The organism is Salipiger bermudensis, from assembly GCF_017309175.1.
Lineage (GTDB): Bacteria > Pseudomonadota > Alphaproteobacteria > Rhodobacterales > Rhodobacteraceae > Salipiger > Salipiger bermudensis.
Genome location: NZ_JAEKJV010000059.1, coordinates 1 through 566, shown reverse-complemented (window position 1 = coordinate 566; position 566 = coordinate 1). Strand labels below are relative to the sequence as shown.

The window sequence follows — 566 nt, the reverse complement described above, 5'->3', positions numbered from 1 at the left end:
CTGCTCGCCAACTGAGCCGGCAAGCGGCTACTCGGACTGCCGGTTCGCAAACCAGGCCGCATCGAGCTCCTGCTCAAGGGAAACCCTTCCTCAAGGCAGACCTTTTCAGCGGCCTGTTAAGGGGACCGTGGCGCCAGTGGGGCCGCGCAAGCCCCGTACCAGATCATCGGAATGATCAAGGAGCAGGAGGCCGGGATGCCGACTGCGGAAGTGTGCCGTAGGCATGGGCAGAGCACTGCGACGTTCTACAAGCTGAAAGCCAAGTATGGCGGCATGGAGGTGTCTGAGGCTGCGAGGCTAAAGGCCCTTGAGGACGAGAATGCCAAGCTGAAGCGCCTGTTGGCGGACACCATGCTGGACAATGTCGTGTTGAAAGACCTGCTGGGAATGGAGGCCGCCAGCCCACCATCGGTTCGAGGGCAAGGCCGACCCTGACGACATTGATCAAGATAGTGCCCCACGGCATGGTGTAGGAGCGTCGACCTTCGGAGAGGTCCGGGCCTGATCAGGATGCCACTGCGGGCAGCCTGACGGTTGGATTGTCGGTGACGCGGGCCAAGGTTTCA

The 566-nt window shown here is 61.7% G+C and carries 1 pseudogene; it reads left to right on the top strand.

The window, feature by feature from the left end:
- Positions 1–162 precede the first annotated feature (162 nt).
- Positions 163–405, top strand: a pseudogene (locus JF542_RS24345) (transposase); the annotation flags it as partial.
- Positions 406–566: the final 161 nt, after the last annotated feature.